This window comes from Flaviaesturariibacter aridisoli (assembly GCF_004343705.1).
Taxonomy (GTDB): domain Bacteria; phylum Bacteroidota; class Bacteroidia; order Chitinophagales; family Chitinophagaceae; genus Flavisolibacter; species Flavisolibacter aridisoli.
The window spans coordinates 91,177-115,493 of the sequence record NZ_SKFH01000003.1 but is presented as its reverse complement, the minus strand read 5'-3'; the positions used below and the strand labels follow the sequence as shown (position 1 = coordinate 115,493).

Annotated in this window: 17 protein-coding genes; 9 read left to right on the top strand and 8 right to left on the bottom strand. The window is 58.3% G+C overall.

Annotation, left to right across the window (positions count from 1 at the left end; translation table 11 throughout):
• Positions 1 to 20 precede the first annotated feature (20 nt).
• The 3 genes from E0486_RS03430 to cmk all read left to right on the top strand — a co-directional run bounded on the left by E0486_RS03430 (position 21) and on the right by cmk (position 7,408).
• Positions 21 to 2,549: an ATP-dependent Clp protease ATP-binding subunit gene (locus E0486_RS03430; protein ID WP_131850739.1), complete on the top strand. Its 2,529-nt coding sequence runs from the start codon at positions 21 to 23 to the stop codon at positions 2,547 to 2,549.
• A gap of 274 nt (positions 2,550 to 2,823) precedes the next feature.
• Positions 2,824 to 6,624 (top strand): M4 family metallopeptidase, encoded by a 3,801-nt coding sequence (locus E0486_RS03425; RefSeq protein ID WP_131850738.1) that lies wholly within the window; start codon positions 2,824 to 2,826, stop codon positions 6,622 to 6,624.
• Positions 6,625 to 6,715: 91 nt separating this feature from the next.
• Positions 6,716 to 7,408 carry a (d)CMP kinase gene (cmk, locus tag E0486_RS03420; protein ID WP_131850737.1) on the top strand — a complete coding sequence of 231 codons (693 nt, stop codon included), beginning with the start codon at positions 6,716 to 6,718 and terminating at the stop codon, positions 7,406 to 7,408.
• A gap of 240 nt (positions 7,409 to 7,648) precedes the next feature.
• On the opposite strand, the gene bamJ is transcribed toward cmk, so the two are convergent.
• On the bottom strand, positions 7,649 to 8,374 hold the full coding sequence (bamJ, locus tag E0486_RS03415) for a BamJ family beta-barrel-assembly machinery protein (protein WP_131850736.1): 726 nt from the start codon (positions 8,372 to 8,374) through the stop codon (positions 7,649 to 7,651).
• Positions 8,375 to 8,460: 86 nt separating this feature from the next.
• Between bamJ and E0486_RS03410 the strand changes: the two genes are divergently transcribed.
• Positions 8,461 to 8,895, top strand: a complete 435-nt coding sequence (locus tag E0486_RS03410; RefSeq protein WP_131850735.1) for an acyl-CoA thioesterase — start codon at positions 8,461 to 8,463, stop codon at positions 8,893 to 8,895.
• A 210-nt stretch (positions 8,896 to 9,105) separates the two neighbouring features.
• Here the strand turns inward: E0486_RS03410 and E0486_RS03405 are convergent, their stop codons facing one another.
• The gene (locus E0486_RS03405; RefSeq protein ID WP_131850734.1) at positions 9,106 to 9,912 is read right to left on the bottom strand and encodes a M57 family metalloprotease; all 807 of its coding nucleotides are present in this window, start codon (positions 9,910 to 9,912) and stop codon (positions 9,106 to 9,108) included.
• Between the two features lie 224 nt (positions 9,913 to 10,136).
• Positions 10,137 to 11,510 carry an exonuclease domain-containing protein gene (locus tag E0486_RS03400; RefSeq protein ID WP_131850733.1) on the bottom strand — a complete coding sequence of 458 codons (1,374 nt, stop codon included), beginning with the start codon at positions 11,508 to 11,510 and terminating at the stop codon, positions 10,137 to 10,139.
• A gap of 52 nt (positions 11,511 to 11,562) precedes the next feature.
• Between E0486_RS03400 and E0486_RS03395 the strand changes: the two genes are divergently transcribed.
• A complete protein-coding gene (locus E0486_RS03395; RefSeq protein ID WP_243697363.1) occupies positions 11,563 to 12,525 on the top strand; it encodes a class I SAM-dependent methyltransferase in 963 nt (320 codons plus the stop codon).
• Positions 12,526 to 12,579: 54 nt separating this feature from the next.
• Here the strand turns inward: E0486_RS03395 and E0486_RS03390 are convergent, their stop codons facing one another.
• Both E0486_RS03390 and E0486_RS03385 read right to left on the bottom strand, forming a co-directional pair.
• Positions 12,580 to 13,404 carry a M57 family metalloprotease gene (locus E0486_RS03390; protein WP_131850732.1) on the bottom strand — a complete coding sequence of 275 codons (825 nt, stop codon included), beginning with the start codon at positions 13,402 to 13,404 and terminating at the stop codon, positions 12,580 to 12,582.
• Between the two features lie 212 nt (positions 13,405 to 13,616).
• Complete coding sequence (locus tag E0486_RS03385) at positions 13,617 to 14,438, bottom strand: M57 family metalloprotease (RefSeq protein ID WP_131850731.1); 822 nt, start codon at positions 14,436 to 14,438, stop codon at positions 13,617 to 13,619.
• 251 nt (positions 14,439 to 14,689) lie between these two features.
• Between E0486_RS03385 and E0486_RS03380 the strand changes: the two genes are divergently transcribed.
• Positions 14,690 to 17,050 carry a S8 family peptidase gene (locus tag E0486_RS03380; protein WP_131850730.1) on the top strand — a complete coding sequence of 787 codons (2,361 nt, stop codon included), beginning with the start codon at positions 14,690 to 14,692 and terminating at the stop codon, positions 17,048 to 17,050.
• Positions 17,051 to 17,210: 160 nt separating this feature from the next.
• On the opposite strand, the gene mdh is transcribed toward E0486_RS03380, so the two are convergent.
• The 3 genes from mdh to E0486_RS03365 all read right to left on the bottom strand — a co-directional run bounded on the left by mdh (position 17,211) and on the right by E0486_RS03365 (position 21,409).
• Positions 17,211 to 18,140, bottom strand: a complete 930-nt coding sequence (gene mdh / locus E0486_RS03375) for a malate dehydrogenase (protein ID WP_131850729.1) — start codon at positions 18,138 to 18,140, stop codon at positions 17,211 to 17,213.
• A 77-nt stretch (positions 18,141 to 18,217) separates the two neighbouring features.
• Positions 18,218 to 18,739 (bottom strand): TlpA family protein disulfide reductase, encoded by a 522-nt coding sequence (locus E0486_RS03370; RefSeq protein WP_131850728.1) that lies wholly within the window; start codon positions 18,737 to 18,739, stop codon positions 18,218 to 18,220.
• 96 nt (positions 18,740 to 18,835) lie between these two features.
• Positions 18,836 to 21,409 (bottom strand): BamA/TamA family outer membrane protein, encoded by a 2,574-nt coding sequence (locus tag E0486_RS03365; RefSeq protein WP_131850727.1) that lies wholly within the window; start codon positions 21,407 to 21,409, stop codon positions 18,836 to 18,838.
• Positions 21,410 to 21,609: 200 nt separating this feature from the next.
• Between E0486_RS03365 and efp the strand changes: the two genes are divergently transcribed.
• From efp to accC, 3 genes are all read left to right on the top strand, one after another.
• Positions 21,610 to 22,176 (top strand): elongation factor P, encoded by a 567-nt coding sequence (gene efp, locus E0486_RS03360; RefSeq protein ID WP_131850726.1) that lies wholly within the window; start codon positions 21,610 to 21,612, stop codon positions 22,174 to 22,176.
• Between the two features lie 235 nt (positions 22,177 to 22,411).
• Positions 22,412 to 22,891, top strand: a complete 480-nt coding sequence (gene accB, locus E0486_RS03355) for an acetyl-CoA carboxylase biotin carboxyl carrier protein (RefSeq protein WP_131850725.1) — start codon at positions 22,412 to 22,414, stop codon at positions 22,889 to 22,891.
• A 23-nt stretch (positions 22,892 to 22,914) separates the two neighbouring features.
• On the top strand, positions 22,915 to 24,252 hold the full coding sequence (accC, locus tag E0486_RS03350; RefSeq protein WP_131850724.1) for an acetyl-CoA carboxylase biotin carboxylase subunit: 1,338 nt from the start codon (positions 22,915 to 22,917) through the stop codon (positions 24,250 to 24,252).
• Positions 24,253 to 24,317: the final 65 nt, after the last annotated feature.

The following is a 24,317-nucleotide window of genomic DNA, read 5'->3' as shown; positions in this document are numbered from 1 at the left end:
TCACCCGCTTAATCAACAAAATGGACAATAATTTCTCCTCACAGGTAAAAGAGATCATCTCGTTCAGTCGGGAGGAGGCATTGCGTTTAGGAAATGATTTTATTGGCACGGAACACCTGCTACTGGGACTCATTCGGGAAGGCGATAATACCGCGGTACGAATCTTGAAGAGTTTCAGCGTCGACCTCTATGAGTTGCGCAAGGAAGTAGAACTGGCCGTGAAGGACAAAACTGGTAAAAACATAGCCAACATAAACAGCTTGCCGCTGACCAAACAGGCTGAGAAGGTGATCCGGGTCACGGTCCTGGAAGCGAAGGCGCTGAAAAGCCCTACGGTCGAAACCGAGCACCTCATGTTGTCGATCCTTAAGAACAAGGAAAACATTGCAACACAAATCCTAAATCAGTTTGACGTGGACTACGAACTATTCAGGCAGGAACTCGGCATTGTGAAATCGAACGATGTCCGGGCAGAGTACCAGGAAGAAAACGACGACGACTTCGACGACGAAAAGAAATTCTCCGGCTCCAAATCACGTGGCGGCGCTGCTGCCAAGAGCAAGACCCCGGTGCTGGACAATTTCGGACGCGACATCACGAAGCTCGCAGAGAGCGGCACCCTCGACCCGATCGTGGGCCGCGAAAAAGAGATCGAGCGCGTGTCGCAGATCCTTTCGCGTCGTAAAAAGAACAACCCCATTCTCATCGGTGAGCCCGGTGTGGGTAAGACCGCCATTGTGGAAGGCCTGGCCCTCCGCATCGTGCAGCGCAAGGTGAGCCGCGTGCTGTTCGACAAGCGCGTCATCTCCCTCGACCTCGCCGCCCTCGTGGCCGGTACGAAGTACCGCGGCCAGTTCGAGGAGCGCATGAAGGCCATCATGAACGAGCTGGAGAAGAACCGGGACGTGATCCTGTTCATCGACGAGATCCACACCATCGTGGGTGCCGGCGGTGCCTCGGGCTCGCTCGACGCCTCCAACATCTTCAAGCCGGCCCTTGCCCGCGGTGAGCTCCAGTGCATCGGTGCGTCCACCCTCGACGAGTACCGCATGTACATCGAAAAAGACGGTGCCCTCGACCGACGCTTCCAGAAAGTGATGGTCGACCCGCCGAGCGTGGAAGACACGATCAAGATCCTGAACAACATCAAGTCGAAATACGAGGACTACCACAACGTTAACTACGACGATGCGGCCATCGATGCCTGCGTGAAGCTCAGCGACCGCTACATCACCGACCGCCTGCTGCCCGACAAGGCCATCGACGTCATGGACGAAGTAGGTGCCCGCGTGCACCTGAAGAACATCAACGTGCCGCAGAACATCCTCGACCTCGAGCAGAAGATCGAAGACATCAAGGTGGAAAAGAACCGCGTGGTGAAGAGCCAGAAGTTCGAAGAGGCCGCCGCCCTCCGCGATACGGAGAAGCGCCTCGGCGAAGAGCTCGAAAAAGCCAAAGCACAGTGGGAGGAGGAATCCAAGCACAAGCGCTACCCCATCGGCGAAGAAGAGATCGCTGAAGTGATCTCGATGATGACCGGCATCCCGGTGAAGCGCATGGTGGAGGCCGAAACGCAGAAGCTGCGCAAAATGGCCGACGAGATGAAAGGTATGGTGGTTGGACAGGACGAAGCCATCGTGAAGGTGGTGAAGGCCATCCAGCGCAACCGCGTCGGTCTGAAAGATCCGAAGAAGCCCATCGGTACGTTCATCTTCCTGGGTCCCACGGGTGTCGGCAAGACCGAGCTCGCCCGCGCCCTGGCCCGCCATATGTTCGACTCCGAAGATGCGCTGATCCGCATCGACATGTCGGAATACATGGAGAAATTCACGGTGTCGCGCCTTATCGGTGCGCCTCCCGGATACGTGGGTTATGAAGAAGGCGGTCAGCTCACCGAGCGCGTACGCCGGAAGCCTTACAGCGTGATCCTGCTCGACGAGATCGAGAAGGCCCACCCGGATATCTACAACATCCTGCTGCAGGTGCTCGACGACGGACAGCTTACCGACGGCCTCGGCCGCAAGGTGGACTTCAAGAACACTATGATCATCATGACCTCCAACATCGGTGTACGCCAGCTGAAGGACTTCGGGGAAGGGGTCGGCTTTGCCACCCAGGCCCGCATCCAGAACGCCGACGAGGCCGGCAAGGCGGTGATCGAAAAAGCGCTCAAGCGGACGTTCTCGCCCGAGTTCCTCAACCGGATCGACGACGTGATCATCTTCAACTCGCTGTCGAAGGACAACATCTTTGAGATCATCGACATCCTGATGAAAGGCGTGATGAAGCGCCTCCAGAACCTCGGCTTCTCCCTGGAGCTGACCGAGGCGGCGAAAAGCTTCATCGCCGACAAGGGCTACGACCAGCAGTTCGGTGCACGCCCGCTGCACCGCGCTATCCAAAAGTACCTGGAAGACCCGCTGGCCGAAGAGATCCTCAATATGAACATCAAAAACGGCGACGTGCTGCAGGCCGACCTCGACGAGCCCAACGGCAAGCTGACATTCACCCTGAAGGAAAGCACCAAGGAAGAAGAGACGAAAGCCTGATAAGTAGAAATACGGATAACGGATTCCCCGCAAGTACTTGCGGGGAATTTTTTTTTGAGCTCAGCCGGAGCCGAATTGCGATGTTGATCGTAGTATTCCGTTTCGTTAGCATTTCCTTAACAGTGGCACAGGAATTGTTGAGTTTTCGGGCAGATCGTCCAACACGCAAGAGATAACACAGCCAACCTGCTACCCGGGGAAACACCTTACCTATACAAAGCCATGCGCATGACCTAGCTTTTTTTAATTATCCCCATAAACCCGCCCTTTCCGTATGAAACCTGTTCTACACACACTCCGGGGTGCAACCTTGCTGTTGTCCCTGGCACTCCTCCCCCAACTGGTTTTTTCACAACAGGACGAGCGTGCTTTTGAAGAAAGCCGCAAGCGGATCGAAAGTGATCCGCGCGTCCAGGAATTCAAATTCAGCGAGCAACGGCAAAGCCCCTCGATGATCGTGCTAAAGGCCCGCCAGGGCGTCAAGCGCGGCGAGGCGCAACTGGCGCTGGGTCAGTACCTAGGCGTTCGCAGCGGCATCGATGCGCTGCAGCCCGGGCGCACAGTGGCCGCCAGCGGCAACGTTGAGGTGATCGAGTTCGCCCAGTACTACCGCGGCATCAAGGTAGACCGCGCCGGCTACAAAGCCCTCGTGCGCAACGGCCTCGTAAGCTTTTACAACGGCGCCTGGTACCCCGTGCCGGCCGGTCTGTCGCTGCAGCCGGCGCTTGACCGCTCCACGGCGCTGGGCCGCGCCAAAACCCTTTCCGGCGGACGCAAGTTTGCCTGGGAAGCCATCGAGGAACGCCTGCAGCGTAGCAGCAACAGCCATGAGCGTGCGGCGTTGGAAGCCGAGCTGGCCGCCGTGCAGCCCGGAGGCGAGCTGGTGGTCGTGCAGGACTTTTCCGCTGCCGGCAAAGCGCAACCGCGCCTGGCATGGAAATTCAATATCTATGCGGCCGAGCCGCTGTTCCGCGCCTGGGTGTATATCGACGCACAGGACGGCCACACGCTGCTAGTAGACAAGATCATCAAGCACGTGGATGGAAAGAACCCGACACCACCCGCATCGGTGGATGCGACGGTACAAACGCGTTATGCCGGCACACAGGTGATCAAAACCAAAATGATCAGTGGCAATGACCCCAACTCGGGTCTGCCGCTCACGAGCAGCCACCCCACTTCGGAGCTGCTGTTTACCCCGGGCGGCGCTACCTACGCGCTGATCGACGACACCCGCGGCGGCGGCATCGAAACGTACGACCTCAATGGCCTCGGCGGCCTGCCGATCTCGGTTCCGAGCCTTTACCTGCAGGGGAAGAGCTTTACCGACATGGATAATAACTGGTCGGTGGCCGAGCACAAGCGCAGTGGCAGCAACCAGGACGGTCCTTTTGAGGCCGAGAATGACGACATCGCCTGGGATGCCCATTGGGGCGCCGAAGTGGTATACGACTATTGGCTGGCGAAACACAACCGCCTTAGCTACGACGGCAACAATGCTAAGATCAAAAGCTTCATCCATTACGGTCCGGCCTACGACAACGCCTTCTGGAACGGCTCGGCGATGACCTACGGCGACGGCTCTGGCCCCACCGCTACGGGCTTCAAGGCCCTGACCTCGCTGGATGTATGCGGCCACGAAATCGGTCACGGCGTTTGCTCCTTTACCTCCGACCTGGTGTATGCCTCCGAATCGGGTGCTATGAACGAAGGCCTCAGCGACATTTGGGCGGCCTGTATCGAGCATTTTGCCATGGTGCGCAGCGGCAGCACGGTGCCTACGGGCGCCTACCGTCCGTTTTATATCGGCGAGCAGATCGGCGCCAACGCCGACGCGCCCCTGCGCCGTATGGACAATCCGAAGGCACAGGGCAACCCCGACACCTACGGCGGCACCAACTGGGTGAACCCGACCTGTACGCCCACGCTGGCCAACGACCAGTGCGGGGTGCATACCAATAGCGGCGTCATCAACCACTGGTTCTTCCTGCTCACGGCCGGCTCGCTCAACGGCACCCGCCCCGCAGGCCTGAATGCCGACTGGTACTACCGGGCCGACTCTGACGACGAACTCAATGACCTGGGCAACAGCTACCGCGTGAACGGCGTGGGCTTCGACCAGGCCGAGCAGGTGACCTTCCTGATGGAATCGCTCCTCAGCTCCAATGCAACGTATACGGAAGCCCGTGATGTATCGATCCAGGTGGCCACCGCCATTACGGGCGATCCCTGCAGCGGCCTCGTAGCCAGCGTTACCAACGCCTGGTATGCGGTGGGTGTCGGTGCTGCCTTCCAGGCGCCCTGCGTGGTACGCTACGGCTTTGTGTATACGCCCGGCGAAACGGTGCTCGAAGCCACCAACGCCACCGGATGCAACGAAGAGCGTACCCTGACCATCCCGGTTCTCATTCCCGCCAATACGACAGCATACCTGAACTACAGCGGTACTGCTACGTATAACGTAGACTGGACGGTTAACATCCTCAAGCTGACCAACAGCACCAACAGCGTCAGCAAGCAGAATTACACCATCCGCATCTTCAACGATGGTACCGTGGAAAACGACGAGACGATCCAGCTCAGTGTTACCTTCTCGAGAGGATTGGCGAGCCCGATCAACAATCAATACACGGTTACGATCCTCGACGACGACGCCGTGCCGGTGATCGGTACGGGTGAGAAAACGCTGCTCAGCGAAACCTTTACGCGGGCCGATGGCTTTGCCGATCCCGATGGCTGGGCCGAAACGCTGGAAACGCCCGAAACCAGCGGCGATCCGCTGGCGACGGGAAAGAACCAATGGGGCATCTTCAACAACAAGCTGGCGATCGCCGGTAAGGATGGCCTCACCGATACACCGCTTCCGGGCGGCACGTATAATTCAAACAGCGAAAGCCGCACGCTGATTCGCTCGCCACGCATCGACGCGCGCGGACTGGGACAGGTGAGCCTGAGCTTCGACTACCGCGTGCAAGGCGAGGTGGATGTGCAAAGCGTGGATCCCGCCGACCCGAACATCGACCGGTTGCCCGTGTTTGACTATATGGCACTGGCTTACTCGCTCGATGGCGTCAACTACACCGAGCTCGGTGGTAACGGTTACCGGCAATTTGCTTCGGTTACGCCCGCCAGCGGTACCTACAGTGTCAACCTGCCGCCTTCGCTGGCCAACAAGCAATTCTACCTCGCCTTTCGCTGGGTGAATGACGGCAACGCCGGCGGCCCCGTAAGCGTGGAAGTAGACAACCTGGCGGTAAAAGGCACGCCGCGCGCGCTGGAGAACGACGTGGACGCTACCGGCGGCGAGAACGGCTATCCCAATGCCGATGTGTATATCTACAGCTACCAGGACGGACAGGTGATGGCACGCTTTAAAAACAACAGCAGCACCAAGAGCTACCGATGCGTGGCGGCGCGCCTGCAGAAAAGCGGCAACAGCACCTTTACGCTCTACAGCGATGCTTCGAACACCTGGAAGGTTTCGGATAAAGTGATGCGCCTGACGCCCGCCGAAAACCTCGTGGTGTCGAGCACGGTGACTTTCTTCTATACGAATGCCCAACTGGCTGCGCTCGAAACGGCCACCGGTACCAACCGCGCCAACTTCCAGGTATTCCAGGTCAATGCGGCCTCGTACAACCTGGCTACATCCACCAACACCCGCCGCTATGTGCCGGTGTATACGGAAATCCCGGGCGTAGGTGCTTCGTATACGATTACGTTTACCTATTATGTGGGTGCCTACTACGCGCTGGGTGCCCGTGCGTCGGCCATCACGCGCAGCCCGGAAGCGACCGCCGAAGCGCAGCAAAGCGGCTGGACCTTTACACCGGTCTATCCCAACCCCGGTCGCGGCGCTGCCTACCTGTCTGTAGACGCGCCTGAGCATGCGCAGCTGTTCATTGACGTGCGCAACGGCGTGGGCCAGGTGATCGCCACGCAGCAGGTCACGGCCGGCAAGGGTGCCAATAACCTGCGCCTGAACGTGGATGCGCTGACAAGCGGCAACTACCGCATCGAAGTACGCAATCCGAAAGGAGGCCTGCTCTATACGCAGAATTACTTCCGCAACTAGGCTTGTTCTGTTTTTCGATTAGGCGGCTCCCCGGGGGAGCCGCCTTTTTTTTGTTGGTTCGGCGCATCTTGCTCAAATTTGCCGCGTTCCCATGAAGAAGATTATTGTTACCATCGACGGCTGGTCCTCCTGCGGCAAAAGCACACTGGCCAAGCAACTGGCGAGCCGCCTCGGCTATATCTATGTAGACAGCGGCGCCATGTACCGTGCCATCACGCTTTTCTTTTTACGCAACCACGTGGACTGGACGGAAACGGCGCAGGTGGAACAAGCCCTGCAGGACATTTCCCTCGAATTTGTTCCCAACGAAAAAAGCGGTCAGTCGGAGATCTTCCTCAATGGCGAAAATGTGGAGTACGTGATCCGCGACCTCGTGGTGGCTGAAAAAGTAAGCGAAGTGGCTGCCATCAAAGAAGTACGCTCCTTTGCCGTGGCGCAGCAGCAACAAATGGGGCTGCAAAAGGGCATCGTGATGGACGGTCGCGACATTGGTACCGTGGTGTTTCCCGATGCCGAGCTGAAGATCTTCATGACGGCCGACAATGCTGTGCGCGTGGAGCGCCGCTTTAAAGAGTTGTATGAGAAGAATCCGAATGTAACGCTCGAGGAAGTGAAGTCGAACCTCGAGATGCGCGACTATATCGATTCGCACCGCGAAGTGAGCCCGCTGCGGCAGGCTGAAGACGCGGTCGTGCTCGATAATACACGTCTCACCGAATCTGAGCAGTTCCGCCAGGCGCTGCACCTTGTAGAAGCTGCCGTAGCCGGAAAGAAAGGCAAATAAGCCTCGCGCAAGCCATTTCCCAAATACTATTATCCAAGGCCCTTTCGTAGAAATACGGGAGGGCTTATTTCTGGCACCTTTTTTAACCCTAGGTAAGCGGGGCAAGCCTGCGCATGGATCGGCGCGAACCCGCTCACTGCTGCGCCGCTGCTGTAGCTTCTGGCAATAAATGATTACCTGTGAAAACAAAAAGGGGCGTCCGCATACTGGCGGACGCCCCTTTTCTATGGTTTGTGAAAATTACTTCTTGATGTCGATCAGTTCCACTTCAAAGATCAGTGCCGAACCGGCGGGGATGGTGCCGGCTGCCTGGAGGCCGTAGCCCAGCTGGTAGGGAATGAAGAAGCGGTATTTGGAGCCGACGGACATCAGCTGCAGGCCTTCCGTCCAGCCCTTGATCACCTGGTTGAGGCCGATCGTGATCGGTTCGCCGCGGTCGTAAGAGTTGTCGAATTTGGTGCCGTCGATGAGCGTGCCGGCGTAGTGGGCGATCACCTGGTCGGTAGCGGCGGGCTTGGCGCCGGTGCCTTCTTTGATGACTTCGTATTGCAGGCCGGAAGCCGTGGTTTTGACACCGGGCTTGTTCTTGTTCTCAGCCAGGAAGCGCTCGCCGGCGGCGATGGTCGGTCCGGCTTTCTGTGCCTGCTCGCGGCCTTGTTCTTCCTGCACCTTGGCCATGAAGCGCATCATTACCTGGTTGGCCTGGTTGTCGTTCAGGAGGGGCGTTTTACCGTTTACTATATCGTTGATCGCTTTGGCAACCATCGTAGGGTTGATGCCTTTCATGCCTTGCTGGCGGTAGAAGTTCGCCACATTGACACCGATGGCGTACGACAGCGAGTCGGTGGTGGTTTTCAGGACGGCGCCACCGGCAGCAGATTTAACGGCGGTCTTGGCAGCGGGCTTTTTCTGGGCCTGTGCCGCTAGAGAAGCCACGAGAACGGTAGCGAGGAAGATTTTTTTCATGCGTCGAGTTTGAATGGTAACAAAAATAAGGTCTTCGGGCCGTGCGCCCTCCGGTGCGGCTTATTTTAGCAATTCAAATTCGCAACATGCCCACATTCGAACGCATACTGCAGGTGCGCTGGTCGGACCTGGATCCCAATTTTCACCTGCGACACTCTGTTTATTACGACTGGGGCGCCTACTGCCGCGTAGAGTTTCTCAACGAGCACGGCCTCAATGCACAAATGATGCAGCAGCTCGGTATCGGACCGATCCTGTTTCGCGAGGAGTGCACCTTTCGCCGCGAGATACGCTCCGGCGACGAAGTAAAGATCAACCTCGCCCTGTGGCGTGGCCGCCGCGACTTTTCACGCTGGAGCTTCCGCCACGAGATCATCAAAAACGGCGACACGCTTGCTGCCACCCTCGTGGTGGATGGTGCCTGGATGGACGTGCGCCAGCGCAAGCTGTGTACGCCGCCCGATAATGTGCACCACATTTTCGAGAGCATGCCCAAGACCGGCGACTTCGAGTGGCAATAGGGCCGCCCCCTTGTCCCCACAAGGAGGCATTTCTATCGAAGCGTCTTTACAACGTCAATCTTACGTTAGAGCAGTAGGTTTCTAATACGACCCAAAGCAATGGTCAGGACTTTTCTATTTCCCCTTCCTTTCGGGAAGGGTTTAGGGCGGGATGCAGCCAAAAAAGCCCGCTCAGAAGAGCAGGCTTGGCAGGTGTGTTTGGCAAAACAATTAGAGGGGATACACCGTTTTAATGGCAAGCTTATCGTACGTCGTAAACGCGCTCCAGGTAAGGCATACGGAGTTCATGACCGAACTGCCGTCGGTATTGGGCGTGCCCGTTACCAGCGTTCCGTAGGTGCTGTTGGTATGGCCGAAACCGAAGGCATGACCCAACTCGTGGGTGATAGCGAAGGTCTGCTGGCCAGAGCTCAGGTAGTTATAGTTGGTGTTAATGGTGCAGCTGCGACCTACGTTACCACTGTAATCGGGGTAGTAGGTGGTGGCGATCACACCGGTGGCGCCGTTATTCACCGCTGTTACTTTCAGGGTGCCGGTGGCATAGGTGGTTACGCGCGAAACGCGCAGGTAGCTGCCGGAAGCGTTCCAGTTGGCGATGGCACGGTCGAGGGCGGTCAGCCATACGGCGGGAACAGTTGCATCTGCGTACACCTTGATCACGTTGGCTTTGTTGCGGGCCACCACGTAGTAGGCCTTGCGGTGCTCGGTTTGTGCGCCTACCGTGCGGCTTTCTTTGTGCGAACGGGCTTCATCCAGGCTCATCGCCGCGTCGCCGGCGATCACGAAGTTTCGCGTTGCGGCATCAAACGTTACATGCTCTTCGCCCGTAGTAGAACGGATAAAGGTGGTCAGCTCATCTACCTCGGCAGCGGATATGCTTTCAGCAGGAGCCGCGGCCGCTTCGGTTTGCACAGGGGCCGGGGCGGCGACGTCTTTTTTACTGCACGACGTGGCGGCAAAGGTTAGAAAAGCAACAAAAGCAAGGGCGGACGGTTTGGTAAAAAGGGCGTTTGACATGGTTAACTGTTTGGAATCCGAAGATACTCTTAGCAGTAGGGGATTGGTTACCGTTATCGTCAACCGCGGTGTTTTTACCGGTGAAATATGATGAATGGTAGTCGGCGCAAACTTACGGCAGAGTTGCGTTTGCACGGATTTAACAAATGAAGCCCTTCCGTAGAAATACGGTAAACGGGGAGGCGCTCAGAAATGTAGTCGAAAAGTTAAGAAAAGCGAGGAAATCAACTGTCGAGGTGATGCACCTGCGCGGGGTTGTGCACGATGTAACTGTTGAGCAGTGTCCGGATGGTGCTGTTGTCTTTGTAGGGCTGAAGGTATTCCTTTAATGCTTCAAGGCTCATCTGCTGAAGGTCGCGGGGCAGGTAGCCCATGCCGAAAAAATCACCGCGCTCTACCAGGATGCAGGATGACTCTTCCTCGTTCATCCCCTGGTCGATCACGACATAGGACGGGCGTCTTGTCAGCGCGGCAATCGCTTCCCGCACGCGTTCATTGTACGGCGTTGGCGCTTCGCGCTTTTCACAGGCACCCTGGCACCAGGCTTCAGTTACTCCATGGCATCCCTCGTTGTCGGTTTGCAGGAAGCAGAGCTTCGGACACAGGCTGAATTCGCGCACCAGCCGGCGGATGGCGCCTTGCCCGTCTACCTTGTAATGAAAGGTGTAGATGGGATTCGTGTTTCGCCGGCGCTTTTCGATTGCCAGTCGCAGGTAGCCGGCCTGGTCTTCATACGCGAAAATGCCAAAGGTGTCTTCCGGCTTTTTCTGCGCCTGGTTGAAGGCGGGCCAGAGGCGTTTGATCTCGGTAGATTCCAGGATGGCCGCCATCAGCTCGGTGGCGGTTGGTTGGCAGGTGATGCGGTGCACGCTGCGCAGGAAATTCTGCTTCTGGCGGCTGTCCGAATTATTACTGAAATGGCTGTTGACGCGGCTGCGGATATTCTTAGCCTTGCCCACGTAGACCACCTTGCCTTTGTTGTCGTGAAAATAATAAACGCCTGGGCAGCCGGGCAGGGCCTTGAAGTCCTCGACCGGCACGTGCGGCGGAAGGGTTTGCTCCTTGGAGGTCTTCTTCAGGCTTTTATCGATGACGCCGCGTTCGTCGGCTTCAATGAGCCGGATGAACAATTCCGCCGTAGCGGCGGCGTCGCCGCCGGCGCGGTGCCGGTTCTGGAGCTCGATGCCAAGTGTGTGACAAAGATTGCCGAGGCTGTAGGAAGGATGGCCCGGGAAGATCTGGCGCGCGAGGCGCACGGTACACAGCTTTTTGCCCTGCAGGGCATAGCCGCAGTGCTCCAGCTGGCTTTTTACAAAAGAATAGTCGAAGTTGACGTTGTGCGCCACAAACACGCGGCCGTCCAGATAGCGGTAAACGTCTTCGGCGATCTCCTCGAAGAAGGGCGCCCGGCGCACCATTTCGTCGTCGATACCCGTGAAGCCCTGGATGTAGCGCGGGATCGACATACCGGGGTTGACCAGCGATTCGTAGCGGTCGATCACGCGACGGCCGTCAAATACCTGGATCGAGATCTCGGTGATCCCGTTGCCGGCCGCATAGCCGCCCGTTGTTTCGATATCCACGATCGCATACTCCACTTCAGTACTTTTGGCGCTTGAACAGGGCCCCGAAGTTCTAAAAAATTTAGCAATGCAGCAATCCTTTGACAAACTTTTAATGTTCCGCAACCGGCTCGACAAGGTTTTCCGGCACCTGGGCAAAAGCGCGGCACGGCAGGGGATCAGCTGTTTTCGCATTTACGACCACGACCTGCCCGAGGCGCCGCTGCTGATTGAACGCTATGGCGACCGGCTGTATGTGGCCGAATACAAGCGCCGCCACGGCCTCGATGACGATGCGCACGCCGCCTGGCTGCAGGAATGCCTCCGGATCGTGTCGGAAGTGACCGGTGTGGCCCCGGAGGCGATCCACGTAAAGCTCCGGCAGCGCAAGGAAGGGCGGCAGGGTCAATACCAGAAGCTCGATGAGCAGCGTCACGAGTTCGCCGTTTCGGAAGGCGGCCTGTCGTTCCTCGTCAACCTGACCGACTACCTCGATACAGGATTGTTTCTCGACCATCGCATTACCCGCGGGCTGGTGCGGGATCTCGCCGACGGCAAGGACCTGCTAAACCTGTTTTGCTACACGGGCTCCTTTTCGGTGTATGCCCTGGCCGGGGGCGCGCGGAGCGTGCATTCGGTAGACCTTTCGAAGACCTACCTGGCCTGGACCGATCGCAACGTAGCACTCAACTTCCCCGACGCCGGCAGCCGGCACCAAAGCATCCATGCCGATGCGTTACGCCTGCTGCTGGATGCCCGCGAGCCGGCCTATGACCTTATTGTACTTGATCCGCCTACGTTCAGCAACAGCAAGCGCATGGACGATATGCTCGAAGTACAGCGCGACCATGTGGCGATGATCAACGGCGCCCTGCGCCTGCTTCGCCCGGGCGGCATTCTTTTCTTTAGCACCAACTACACGCGCTTCCAGCTGGATGTCCACCGCGTTGAATCGCCGCTGGTCAAAGACATCACCAGGGCCACCACGCCCTTCGACTTCGCCGGGAAGCTGCAGCGCTACTGCTTCCGCATCGAAAAGCCCACCGGTTGATTACGAAAAAAGCCGCTGCAGAAGCAGCGGCTTTCCGGTTGCGGCGAAGCGGTCTTAATAAATGTAATTCAGAGCAGTGCGGTCAGCCGAAGTGAAGGGGCGGTTCTGGTTGCTGCCTACGCAGGCGAGCATCCAGGAGCTGGCGCTGGCACCGGAAGGCGTGCCCGGGATGTATACGGCACCCACACCGGCGGAGCCTTCATTCACAGCAGAGCCACCGCAGCTGTAAGCGCGGTTCATGTAGTCTGTGTGGCGGAAGCCGATGCAGTGGCCGAGCTCATGCGCCATGATGGTAGCGATGTAGTTGATGTTGGTCGTGCCCGTGCCCGTGCTGTACCAGTAAGTATTCATTTTTACCTGGCTGTACGGAGCGCCGGAAGAAGTGGGGAAGCCCGACGAGCCAAGTGTGTTGCTCACTTCGTAATAGGCTACCACTGTGGTGTTGGCGCCCGAAGTCACGCGCTGGAACTTCACCGTCAGGTTTTCCGCGTTGTAGCGGCGGATGGCCTCATCCAGTGCTGCAGAGAAGGCGGCCTGGTGCTGCGACGAACTGTTGTTCAGCGCCACCTTGATGGTGGGATAGGAGCCCGTGTTCACCAGGTTGTTGGTGCGGTAGTGCTCTTCCTGGGCATAGATAAGCTCGGGCGATGTAGCGCGCTGCTGCAGTTCGGAGGGCGTCAGTACGATATCGCCTTCTACCAGGTAGCCTTCGGCAACCTTCTGAACATTCTGGTCGCTGAAGCCCAACGCGCGGATCTGTGCCAGTGCTTCCTGCGATACGGCCGGAGCGCCGGCGGATTCTTTGGTGTTCTTCTTACAGGAGGTGATGCCGATGACGGCCATGCCGGCGATTGCCAGCGTCCATGCAAAACGTTTCATGTGTGTGTGGGTTTTGGGGTGAGACAATTTCAATATAGCAAGTTGTGCCGCAACCTGTGAGATCTGTGTGCGCTTTCGGTAAAGCCTTGCGTTAAATACGCAACAGGCAATGCGTAAATGCGCTTACGGATGACCGTAAAAATACGATGGCGCATGACTGGTAACAAGAGCGCCACCCGGAGGCGGCGCTTTGTCTCATGTGCACTGATGTCTTAATAAACGTACGACAGGGCGATCTTGTCGTTGGCGTTGAAGTAGCGGTTGACGTTCGAACCGATGCAAGCGAGCATCCAGGAGTTCGGATCGCCAGCCGAGGGAGTGCCCGGGATCTGAACGGCGCCTACGCCATTCGTGGCCTGTCCTTCGTTCGACTTGCGGCCGCCGCAGCTGTAGGCACGGTTGAAGTAGTCGGTGTGGCGGTAGCCAATGCAATGGCCCACTTCATGCGCGATGATGGTCGCGATGTAGTTGGTGTTGGTGGCATCGGTGCCCGAGCTGTACCAGTAGGTGTTCATCTTTACCTCGTTGTACGGGTCGCCGGTGGTGTTGGGGAAGCCCGAGGAGCCGAGCGTGTTGCTCACTTCGTAGAAAGCTACGATGGAGATGTCGGCGCCCGTGGTTACACGCTGGAAGCTGATCGTCAGGCCTTCAGCGTTGTAGCGGCGCACTGTTTCATCAAGGGCGGCCGAGAAGGCTGCTTCGTGTGCGGCCGAGCTGTTGTTCAGTGCGATCTTGATCACCGGGTGCTTGGAGGGGCTCACCAGGTTGAATGTGCGGTACTGCTCTTCCTGAGCAATGACCATGTTGGGCGAGCTCGGGTTGGCACTCAGGTCCGACTCACGGAGCACGATGTCGCCTTCTACCAGGAAGCCGCCGTTGCTGCGTTGCACATTGTCCGTGCTAAAGCCCAGGCGCTGGATCTGGTTCAGGGTTTCCGTGGGGATTGCGTTGCTTTCTTTTGCTTCCTTTTTGCAGGACAGAAGGCTCATCGAAGCGATGGCGGCAAGCAGGATCGAGGTGCTGATTTTCTTCATGAATTTGTGTGTGTTTTTTGAAAAAATGAAGAGGGGTACGAGAAGTGTCAAGTTAGAGCGGCCTGCTTAACAATTTCTTCACAATTTTTTAAACAACGTTGCAATCAAGTTTAAGCCTTTAGAAAAAATATTGAGAAACGCTTAGTGCCCCTTAGGTTTCCAACGAGGCTTTTCGTCTAAGAAAATGGCCACAGCAGCGGGTCGCGGCGCACGATGGAAAAATCCCCACCTTCGTAAGCGAAACCTGCCCTATGCTCCGACCCGCCCTTAGACTGCTCCTTCTACTCCTGATTTCGGCTGCTCACGCCCATGCACAAACGAATCCGCCGCCCCCAAACGAAGAGCTGACCAGTGGCTTCCTCGACCGCTCACTGAACCGCATCAACCTCGTGCAGGACCGCTACCCGTCGCTGCGCGGGGATTCGCTCACCGCAGCAGTAAAGGAGCAATCCTTCGATACCTCCGACATCGACCTGAAAGGGCGCATCCTCACGAGCAGCCGGGCCGCAGCCACCGCCACATCGCATGCATCGCTGATGGCCACGATCATCGCCGGAGGCGGCAACAGCTCGCCTTTTGCGTTCGGCGCAGCGCCCGCCGCATTGCTGACGTCCGTCAGTTTCGGCACGCTGTTTCCTGAGCCCGACAGTTTTTACCGCCGTCTCAGCATCACCGTGGAAAATCATTCCTACGGGTCGATCGTAGAAAGTGTGTATGGTAATGAAGCTGCGGCCTATGATTCCGCCGCGGTACGCAACTCTTCGCTGGCTTTTGTGTTTTCATCGGGCAACTCCGGCACAGCCGCCCCGGCGGGTGGACCCTATGCGGGGCTCAGCGGTTGGTCCAATCTGACCGGAAACTTTAAAAATGCGAAGAACGTACTGGTGGTTGGTGCCGCCGATTCGCTGGGTGTGCTGGAAGCCCTCAGTTCGCGTGGTCCCGCGCACGACGGGCGTGTAAAGCCCGAGCTCACAGCATTCGGGCAAGACGGGTCTTCCGGTGCGTCGGCACTGGTTTCGGGTACGGCACTCCTGCTCCAGCAGGCCTATCGCTTGCGCACGGGAACCCTTCCGCCTTCTTCGCTGCTCCGGGCCGTGCTGCTCAACAGTGCCGAGGATGCCGGCCCTGGTCAGGTCGACTATCAATATGGTTACGGGCGCCTCAATGCCTGGGATGCCGTGCAAACGATCCAGGAAGGTCGCTACCGCATCGACTCGCTGGCGCAGGGGGAAACGCGGATCTTTACGATCAATGTTCCGGCAAGTCTCAGCCGGCTGCGTGTGCTGGCGGCCTGGACGGATGCACCTGCTGCGCCCGGTGCTGCGAAAGCACTCGTTAACGACCTGGACCTGCAGCTGGAAGACGGCGCCTCCGCCATTACCCAGCCCTGGGTACTCCAACCCGCAGCCAACGCTGCTACACTTTCGCAGGCTGCCCGGCGCGGCCTCGATACGCTCAACAACCAGGAGCAGGTTACAGTAGACAATCCGTCGGCAGGTATTTATACGGTACGGGTGCAGGGCAGCCGCGTAGTTGGCCGCCAGGTTTTTTCGCTGGCCTGGCAGTTCGATACCGCCAGCCGTTTTCAATGGACTTTCCCGGGCGCCGGTGATCCGCTGAGCGCAGGGAGTAGAACGGTGCTCCGCTGGCTTTCCAACCGCAGCGGCAGTGGCACGCTCGAATGGAGCCTCAACGGCGGTGCCTGGCAGCCGATCGCTTCTTCGGTTGATCCGGCGACGTCGTTTTTTGCCTGGCAGGCGCCCGATACCACGGGGCTTGTTCGGTTTCGCCTGCGTGGGGCCGGCCCTGACGCCATTTCCGATGAAACGGTCATCAGCCGACGCATCAACCTGGGCACCGGTTTTAATTGCAGCGATTCCTTCCTTTTGCTCTGGAACCATGTGCCGCCGCAGAACTACCGCCTGTACGAGCTCGCCGACCGCTACCTTGCCGGTTTCCGTAGTTCTACGGATAGCTTCGCCCTGTTGCGCAAGTCTGACCACCCCTCCCTGTACTATGCCGTTGCGCCTCTCGTGGCTGGCCGCCCGGGACAACGCAGCTTTATATTAAAGTACGACGCGCAGGGCGTGGAATGTTATTTCCGGAGCTTTTACCTGAGCAACCAGGCGGGCAACCGCGCTGAGTTTACGGCCAGCATCGGCACCGCCTTCGGTGTTACGGCATTGGTGCTCCAGCGCCAGGAAGGATCCACCTACGTAACACGCCAAACGCTTTCGCCGTTGTCGGGCACCAACTTCCTCCTGGCCGATACCGGGCTGCACGAGGGGATCAATCGCTATCGCCTGCAACTGCAACTCGCCGGTGGTGCTGTGTTTTATAGCGAGCTGGTTACCGCCTACTATTTCCCGGGCCTCCCGGTGCTTGTGTTTCCCAACCCCGTGCCGCAGGGGCGTCCGGTGACGGTGTACAGCAATGAGCCCGGGCGCTACACAGTGCAGGTGGTGGACGCAACCGGTCGTGAGCTATACAGGAATGCGCTCAACGCGTTGACCACGCCGGTGCCGTTACCGGCTTTACCTTCCGGCCTGTATTTTGTGCGATTCACCAGCGAGAGTGGCGTTGTAGATCTACGGAAGCTCGTTGTGTATTAAGCGCGGGAGGTGTAAGTATGTTTTCTCCGCTAATAGAGGAAGAAGTGAAGTTGATGCGCTGAGTAGTCATTCATACGAAAACGTCCCGCCAATGGCGGGACGTTGTTATCTCTTCGCGAAACGGTTATTCACTTCGATGCGGTTCCGAACCTTGTACTACTTACAGGGTCTTCAGCACGTCGTTCATACTGCGCACGGCATCGGCACTTTTGTTGAACAGCGCTTGCTCGTCGGCGTTGAGCTTGTAATCCACGATCTGCTCCCAGCCGTTCTTACCGATGATCACCGGAACGCCCAGGCAGATGTCGTTCTGCCCGTATTCGCCGTTGAGCGACACGCAGCAGGCGAAGAGGCGCTTCTGGTCGCGCACGATGCTTTCCACGAGAGCGGCCCCGGCAGCACCGGGAGCGTACCAGGCGGAAGTGCCGATGAGTTTCGTGAGGGTAGCGCCGCCCACCATGGTGTCGGATACTACTTTCTGCTGCTGCTCCTCGCTCAGGAACTGGCTGACGGGAGCGGAGTTCCAGGTGGCGTAGCGGATCAGCGGGATCATCGTGGTGTCGCCGTGGCCGCCGATCACGATGGCGTTGAGGTCGTTGGGCGAGCAGGAGAGGGCCTGGCTCAGGTAGCACTTGAAGCGGGCGCTGTCGAGGATGCCGCCCATGCCGATGATGCGATTCTTCGGCAGTCCGCTCGATTGCAGGGCCAGCATAGTCATCGTGTCCATCGGGTTGGAGATGACGATGATGATGGCGTCGGGCGAGTGCTTCAATATATTTTCGGTCACCCCTTTTACGATGTTAGCGTTGGTGCCGATCAGTTCTTCGCGGGTCATACCCGGCTTGCGGGGAATGCCCGAGGTGATCACCACCACGCTGGAGCCGGCGGTCTTGCTGTAATCGTTGGTGCTGCCCGTGATGCGGGTGTCGAAGCCCAGCAGGGCCGCGGTTTGCGTCATGTCGAGGGCTTTGCCTTCAGCGAGACCTTCCTTGATGTCAAGCAGTACCAGTTCTTCGCACAGTTCCTTGCGGGCAATGTTGTCGGCCACGGTTGCGCCTACAGCGCCGGCGCCTACCACCGTAATTTTCATGGATGAATGATTTATTGGGTCAAAAATGGTTTTGCGCTGCGAAGATAGGTGCTGGCGTCATACGGCGGGGGCGCCGGTCAGCGCCCGCGTTTCTCCAGCTCGCGGATGCGCGCCGCGATCTGCGGCACGTGTAGCCCACCGTCGATGATGTCGACAAACTCGCCTTTCTTATTGTAATAGGCAAGGAACGGCAGGTTGGCGATGCCATAAAAAGGCGGCAGCAGGAAGTGCACGTCTTTACCTACAAATGCATTTGGAAGGCTGTCCGTGTGATACCGTTGGCGAAATGCATTCATCTCCGAAACCGAAGCGAAGGTGGCCATCACGAGGTTCATATTGGGCAGGCTGTCGCAGTATTGCACCAATTCCTCAGTTGTATGCTGGCAGTGTCCGCAGCCGGTGCTGAAGAAGAAGATAAGTGTCGGCTTTTTGCGCGGCAGCTTGTCTTTGGTCAGCATCGTGCTGCTATCGCCGAGTAGCAGCTGCAGCGGGGGCAGCTCCGGAAAGCGCTTGTAGGGAAGGGTGGCGGTATCGGGTTGCGCCGCTGCGGCAACGGCCAGGATCAGGAAGGGCAGGACCAGGGACAGGAATCGCTTCATCGGTCAAATATAAACCAGGCCGCGCCTGCCCCTGGCCGGAATAACGGAGCCTTAACGCCGGGGCGTTCTCGAAAATGCTGGTGCTCAGGTGGGCAATCAGAAAACCTTGGTGCCGAGGCGCAGGTTGAATACCTGGTCTTCGGGTGTGATGCCGTATGCGAGGGTGATGGCGGTACGGTTGAAGGGCGCGATCATAATGCCCCCTCCGAAGCCGGTGTGCCAGAGGCTGGATTTTTCACCCGGGTTCCACACGCGGCCCTGGTCGAAGAAGCCGATGACGCCGGCCTTGCCGTTGAACAGCCAGCTGCGCAGGTCCCAGAGAAAACGCAACTCGTTCTGGTTGAAAGCGACGGTCTTTCCATAAAAACGCTCGCGCTTATAACCTCGCAGGGAAGCACCGCCGCCGAGTGTGGCCAGCTGGTAAAATTCGGGATCGCCCTCCACCGTAGCACCTCCACCGTGGATCACCAGGGAGATGACGTTTGTCAGCGGGAAGTAAGCCGTAGCGGTGGCCTCGTAGCGCTGGAAGGAACGGTCGGTGCTGTTCGTATTCACCGTATGCCGCGCGAGGGCGTCGAACGAAAAGCCCTTTGTGGGTACCACGTCGTTGTTGACGGCGCGGAAGCCGTAATACAGGGCCACGTTGCCGAACGACTGGTGCTGCAACGTTTGGCTTTGCGTCAGCGGCAGCACTTTGCCCGAGTAACCTGTGTCGGCGAGCACGCGGATGTTGTCGTAGCCGAAGGTAAACCCGGCGCGGTGGTGCTTGCCCAGGGGGCGCTCCAGTCCGGCGCTGGCGGATCCTTCCTCGGTAAGGAGCTGGTAATAATTGCGGGCCTTGTTCACCACAACCGTCTCGTTGCCGATGCCGAAGAAATAGTGTTTCAGCTTTTGGTCGTAACGGGCATTGAGCAGCAGGTTCCAGCGTCCGATCACCTGGTTGAAAATACCGTAGTAGTCGCCGCCCACCGATCCGCGCGAGAAGGAATAGTTGAAGCGAAGCCGCTGCTCCCAGCTGAAAGGCACTTTACGGAACTGGTATTTGCGGTAGATATAACCGAGGTTGAAGTAAATGCCGCGCAGGTTGCTGTAGCTCGGGAACTTGATGGTGTGGCCGGTATTGGGAATAAAGGCGCGGTATTCGTAGCGGTTGATCGCCGTGTCGGTGGACAGCTTCACGCGCGCAGGGCCCGCAATGGCATCGCCCGGGTTGTCATATACGATCACTTTGCGTCCACCGCCAGCAACCGTCACCGAATCGGGGTCGGCGCTACCGATGATGCGCACCTTGATGCTGCGCGCGCCCTGCAGGTCGAAGGCGTCGGCGCCGCTGAGGCCGTAGAGCCGGATCTCGTTGGTTTCGTGCGGGTCGAAGCGGCGGTTGTAGTGCGGCGCTGTTGCGCCCGGCGCAAATACCTGTACTTCCAGCTGGCGGCCTTCGGCGGGCCGCACCACGAAGCGATCGGCGCCCTTGGTGCCCACGATCTCCACCTGCTCGTTGATGTAGTGGGCATATTTCTGCGCATAGCCTTCGAGGTGCCCCCGGCGGCTTTTCAGCTTGGCAATGATCGTTTCGCCGGAGTGCTGGAAGATTTCCGGCGGCAGCTGCCGCACCGATGTTTCGATCACGCTGTCGGTCAGCCGCTGCTGCAGGTCGCGTGCTATGGCCACCCAGCGTTCGGCCGGCACTTCGTTGGTCAGCTGGCGGTCGATATAGCGTGCGGGGAAATTGTATTTCTTCAGGTTCTTGATGTCTCCCCCAAACGTTTGCAACACTTCGAGCGGCTCGGGCGAGGTGGCGATCCAGGGAATGACCCCATCAAAAAGCGCATAGGCCTGGTCGCGGTCGCGGGGGATGGGCCGGTATACGGTATGGCCGCCTTCCGTGAATTTGCCCCAACGCCACTGGTCGTCATGGCGGCCCCAGTCGCCGAGGAACATATCGAAGAGGCGGGCGCGGACAAATGCTTCCTGGTCCACCTGCTGGGTAGGATCGCTGCGGAGGTGCTCGTAGAGCTTTTCGGTGCCGATTACATCTTTCGCATTACCGAAATTGGGCGCCGTCGACTCGTTGTCGTCGGGCCGTTCCTCGAACAGGCAAAGCAGGTTGCCGAATGCCGCCCGGTATTCGCCGAGGCGCGGGTCGTCGGGCACCAGCACAATCGTAGGGCGGGTATGGTAAATGCCGGCCGCTTCCGCCATCAGGGGCACGGTGAGTGCCGCGTAGGGATGGCCGCTTGATACCTGGTCTTTGCCGAGCTTCTCAATAAAGGTGCCGTGGGTCACTTCGGGAAGGGCGCCGCCATAGTCTTTGTCCACAGAGCGCAGCACATACTGCCGGCCCTGCGCGTCCTTCAGCCGGAGGGTTCGCGTTTGCCGCCCGCCGCCCTGTTGCACCGGTGTCAGGCCGCCGAGCGTGTCGAGGTTGAGCACCGGCACCCACACCGGCTCCGTCCATTCGGCGCGGTAGTGCCGGCCGAGAAAGGCGCGCTTCGTACTGCCGGCCTTATACTCCGGCCCGGCTATTACACGAGCCCGCGGAGGTTGCCCCGTGGGGCCTTCGGTGATCGTGCTTTGCTGGGCGGAGAGCGAGGGCGCGAAGCCCAGGAGGGTTGCCGCGATGAGGAGAAGGGCGCGGCTGCGCGCGCTGAGTGCTGAGCTTAGGTCCATAATGCCGGTTTCTGCGGAAGCTGGCTAAAAAAACGATGCCACAGGAGGGATACAGGACCCCGGTATCCTGATGCCGGCGGGCGCATGCCGGATCCCGGATGTCGGAGAGGCCGCAAATCAGCTGAGCTCCCTGAACCCCTGCCCCCTAAACCCTTAAACCATCTAATCCCTTATATTTGCCGCCTCTTTAATTTATTACCATGGCAACGACCGCAGATATCAGCCGGGGCTTGATCATCAAGCTGGACGGCAGTTTGTACAAAGTAGTGGAATACGGTGAAAACAAGACCGCCCGTGCGGCCGCCAAGGTTTGGGCGAAGCTCGCGGGTGTGGACAACAACCGGACCATCGAAAAAACCTGGAACAGCGGTGAAAACATCTTCCCCGTACGCGTGGAGCGTCGCGATTTCCAGTACCTCTACCAGGACGATACGGGCTACAACTTCATGGACAACGAGACCTTCGAGCAGGTGGCCGTTTCCGAGAACCTCGTAGACGCCCCTAAGTTCCTCACGGAAGGCATGGTTTGCTCCGTGCTGGTGAACACGGAAACCGAGCTGCCCATGACCGTGGAACTCCCCGAGAAGATCGTTACCAAGATCACCTACAGCGAGCCGGGTATGAAAGGCGATACCGCGACCCGTACGCTGAAGCCCGCCACGATCGAAACCGGCGCCCAGGTAATGGTGCCCCTGTTTGTGAACGAAGGCGATGCCATCCGCGTAAACACCAAGACCGGTGAATACGTAGAGCGCGTGAAAGAATAACGGACATCCGAATACGCAAAGCCTCCGCAAGGAGGCTTTGTTGGTTTATTCGTTTATGGGTAAATCGGACCTGCTGATTAAGGAGCTGCCAGCGAATGTGGAAGCTGACCTTAGTATTGTACGGCAAACTGCAACCGTAAAACCGAAACCCTTAAACCTTTCTAAACCTGTCTAAACCTTATTTTCGCCCTATCTTAGCCCCCTGTTCAACCAAAACCTTTTCAAATTGAAGCACATGGATTTTAAGCAAATTCAGGAGTTGATCCAGCTGGTCAACGACTCTAATATCGGTGAAGTGACTATTGAGCAGAAAGAGTTCAAGATCACGATCCGTCAGAAGGAAGAGCAGATCACGCAGGTGATGGCCGCCTCGATGCCGCAGATGCAGCTGCCGATGCAGCAAATGCACGCCCCGGCTGCACCCGCCGCCCTTCCCGCAGGCGGACACACGCCCGCGGCTGCCGCTCCGGCAAACACCATCACCATCAAGAGCCCGATGATCGGTACGTTCTACCGCCGTCCCTCGCCCGACAAGCCCAACTTCTGCGAAGTAGGCGACGACGTGAGCCCCGGCAAGGTGGTCTGCATCATCGAAGCGATGAAGCTGTTCAACGAGATCGAAAGCGAAGTGAAAGGCAAGATCGTTAAGATCCTGGTGGAAGACGCTTCCCCGGTTGAATATGATCAACCCCTGTTCCTGGTCGAGCCCGCTTAATTGTTTTCACCAAAAGAAAGATTGTGTTTAAAAAGATACTGATTGCCAACCGCGGCGAGATTGCGCTTCGCGTGATCCGCACCTGCCGCGAAATGGGCATCAAAACGGTTGCTGTATACTCCACCGCCGACAAGGACAGCCTGCACGTGAAGTTCGCCGACGAGGCGGTGTGCATCGGCAAGCCCCAGAGCGCGGATTCCTACCTCAACATCCCCCACATCATGGCCGCGGCCGAGATCACCAACGCCGACGCCATTCACCCCGGCTACGGCTTCCTGGCCGAGAACGCCAAGTTCTCCAAGATCTGCGCCGACCATGGCATCAAGTTCATTGGACCCACGCCCGAAATGATCAACGCCATGGGCGATAAGATCACGGCGAAGGAAACAATGATCAAAGCCGGCGTACCGGTCATCCCGGGCTCCGACGGCCTGCTGCAAAGCCTCGAAGAGGCACGCCGCCTCGCCAAAGACATGGGCTTCCCTGTCATCCTGAAGGCTACGGCCGGCGGCGGTGGCAAGGGTATGCGTGTGGTTTGGAGCGACGAGGAGATGGAGCGCGCCTACAGCACGGCCAAGGCCGAGGCCGGCGCTTCGTTCAAGAACGACGGCATCTACATGGAGAAGTTCGTGGAGGAGCCCCGGCACATCGAGATCCAGGTGGCCGGCGACCAGTTCGGAACGGTTTGTCACCTGTCCGAGCGCGACTGCTCCATCCAGCGCCGCCACCAGAAGCTCGTGGAAGAATCGCCTTCCCCCTTCATGACCCCCGAACTGCGCCACGCCATGGGCGAGGCCGCCAAGAAGGCCGCCCGGGCCATCAATTACGAAAGCGTAGGCACGATCGAATTCCTCGTGGACAAGCACCGCAACTTCTACTTCATGGAGATGAACACCCGGATCCAGGTAGAGCACTGCGTAACCGAGGAAGTGATCAACTACGACCTGATCAAGGAACAGATCAAGATCGCTATGGGCGAGCGTATTTCGGGACGCGACTACGAGCCTACGATGCACGCTATTGAATGCCGCATCAACGCCGAAGATCCCTACAACGACTTCCGTCCTTCGCCCGGCAAGATCACCGTGCTGCACCAGCCCGGCGGCCACGGCGTACGCGTGGATAGCCACGTATATGCCGGCTACGTGATCCCGCCCTATTACGACTCGATGATCGGCAAACTGATCACTGTGGCGCAAACCCGCGAAGAGGCCATCGACACTATGTACCGCGCCCTGAGTGAGTACGTGATCGAAGGCGTAAAAACGACGATTCCCTTCCACCTGCAACTGATGCAGGACGAGCGTTTCCGCTCGGGTGACTTCAACACGAAGTTCCTGGAAGGCTTCCAGATGAAATAAGTGCCGCCCAGGCGGGCAAAAAAACGGGCCCCGTAGAAATACGGGGCCCGTTTCGTTATAAGTAC

Excerpts from the sequence above, each read along its gene's own strand:
- E0486_RS03430 (WP_131850739.1), top strand. The coding sequence starts at position 21 with ATGGACAATAATTTCTCCTCACAGGTAAAAGAGATCATCTCGTTCAGT.
- E0486_RS03425 (WP_131850738.1), top strand. The coding sequence starts at position 2,824 with ATGAAACCTGTTCTACACACACTCCGGGGTGCAACCTTGCTGTTGTCC.
- cmk (WP_131850737.1), top strand. The coding sequence starts at position 6,716 with ATGAAGAAGATTATTGTTACCATCGACGGCTGGTCCTCCTGCGGCAAA.
- bamJ (WP_131850736.1), bottom strand. The coding sequence starts at position 8,374 with ATGAAAAAAATCTTCCTCGCTACCGTTCTCGTGGCTTCTCTAGCGGCA.
- E0486_RS03410 (WP_131850735.1), top strand. The coding sequence starts at position 8,461 with ATGCCCACATTCGAACGCATACTGCAGGTGCGCTGGTCGGACCTGGAT.
- E0486_RS03405 (WP_131850734.1), bottom strand. The coding sequence starts at position 9,912 with ATGTCAAACGCCCTTTTTACCAAACCGTCCGCCCTTGCTTTTGTTGCT.
- E0486_RS03395 (WP_243697363.1), top strand. The coding sequence starts at position 11,563 with ATGCAGCAATCCTTTGACAAACTTTTAATGTTCCGCAACCGGCTCGAC.
- E0486_RS03390 (WP_131850732.1), bottom strand. The coding sequence starts at position 13,404 with ATGAAACGTTTTGCATGGACGCTGGCAATCGCCGGCATGGCCGTCATC.
- E0486_RS03385 (WP_131850731.1), bottom strand. The coding sequence starts at position 14,438 with ATGAAGAAAATCAGCACCTCGATCCTGCTTGCCGCCATCGCTTCGATG.
- E0486_RS03380 (WP_131850730.1), top strand. The coding sequence starts at position 14,690 with ATGCTCCGACCCGCCCTTAGACTGCTCCTTCTACTCCTGATTTCGGCT.
- mdh (WP_131850729.1), bottom strand. The coding sequence starts at position 18,140 with ATGAAAATTACGGTGGTAGGCGCCGGCGCTGTAGGCGCAACCGTGGCC.
- E0486_RS03370 (WP_131850728.1), bottom strand. The coding sequence starts at position 18,739 with ATGAAGCGATTCCTGTCCCTGGTCCTGCCCTTCCTGATCCTGGCCGTT.
- E0486_RS03365 (WP_131850727.1), bottom strand. The coding sequence starts at position 21,409 with ATGGACCTAAGCTCAGCACTCAGCGCGCGCAGCCGCGCCCTTCTCCTC.
- efp (WP_131850726.1), top strand. The coding sequence starts at position 21,610 with ATGGCAACGACCGCAGATATCAGCCGGGGCTTGATCATCAAGCTGGAC.
- accB (WP_131850725.1), top strand. The coding sequence starts at position 22,412 with ATGGATTTTAAGCAAATTCAGGAGTTGATCCAGCTGGTCAACGACTCT.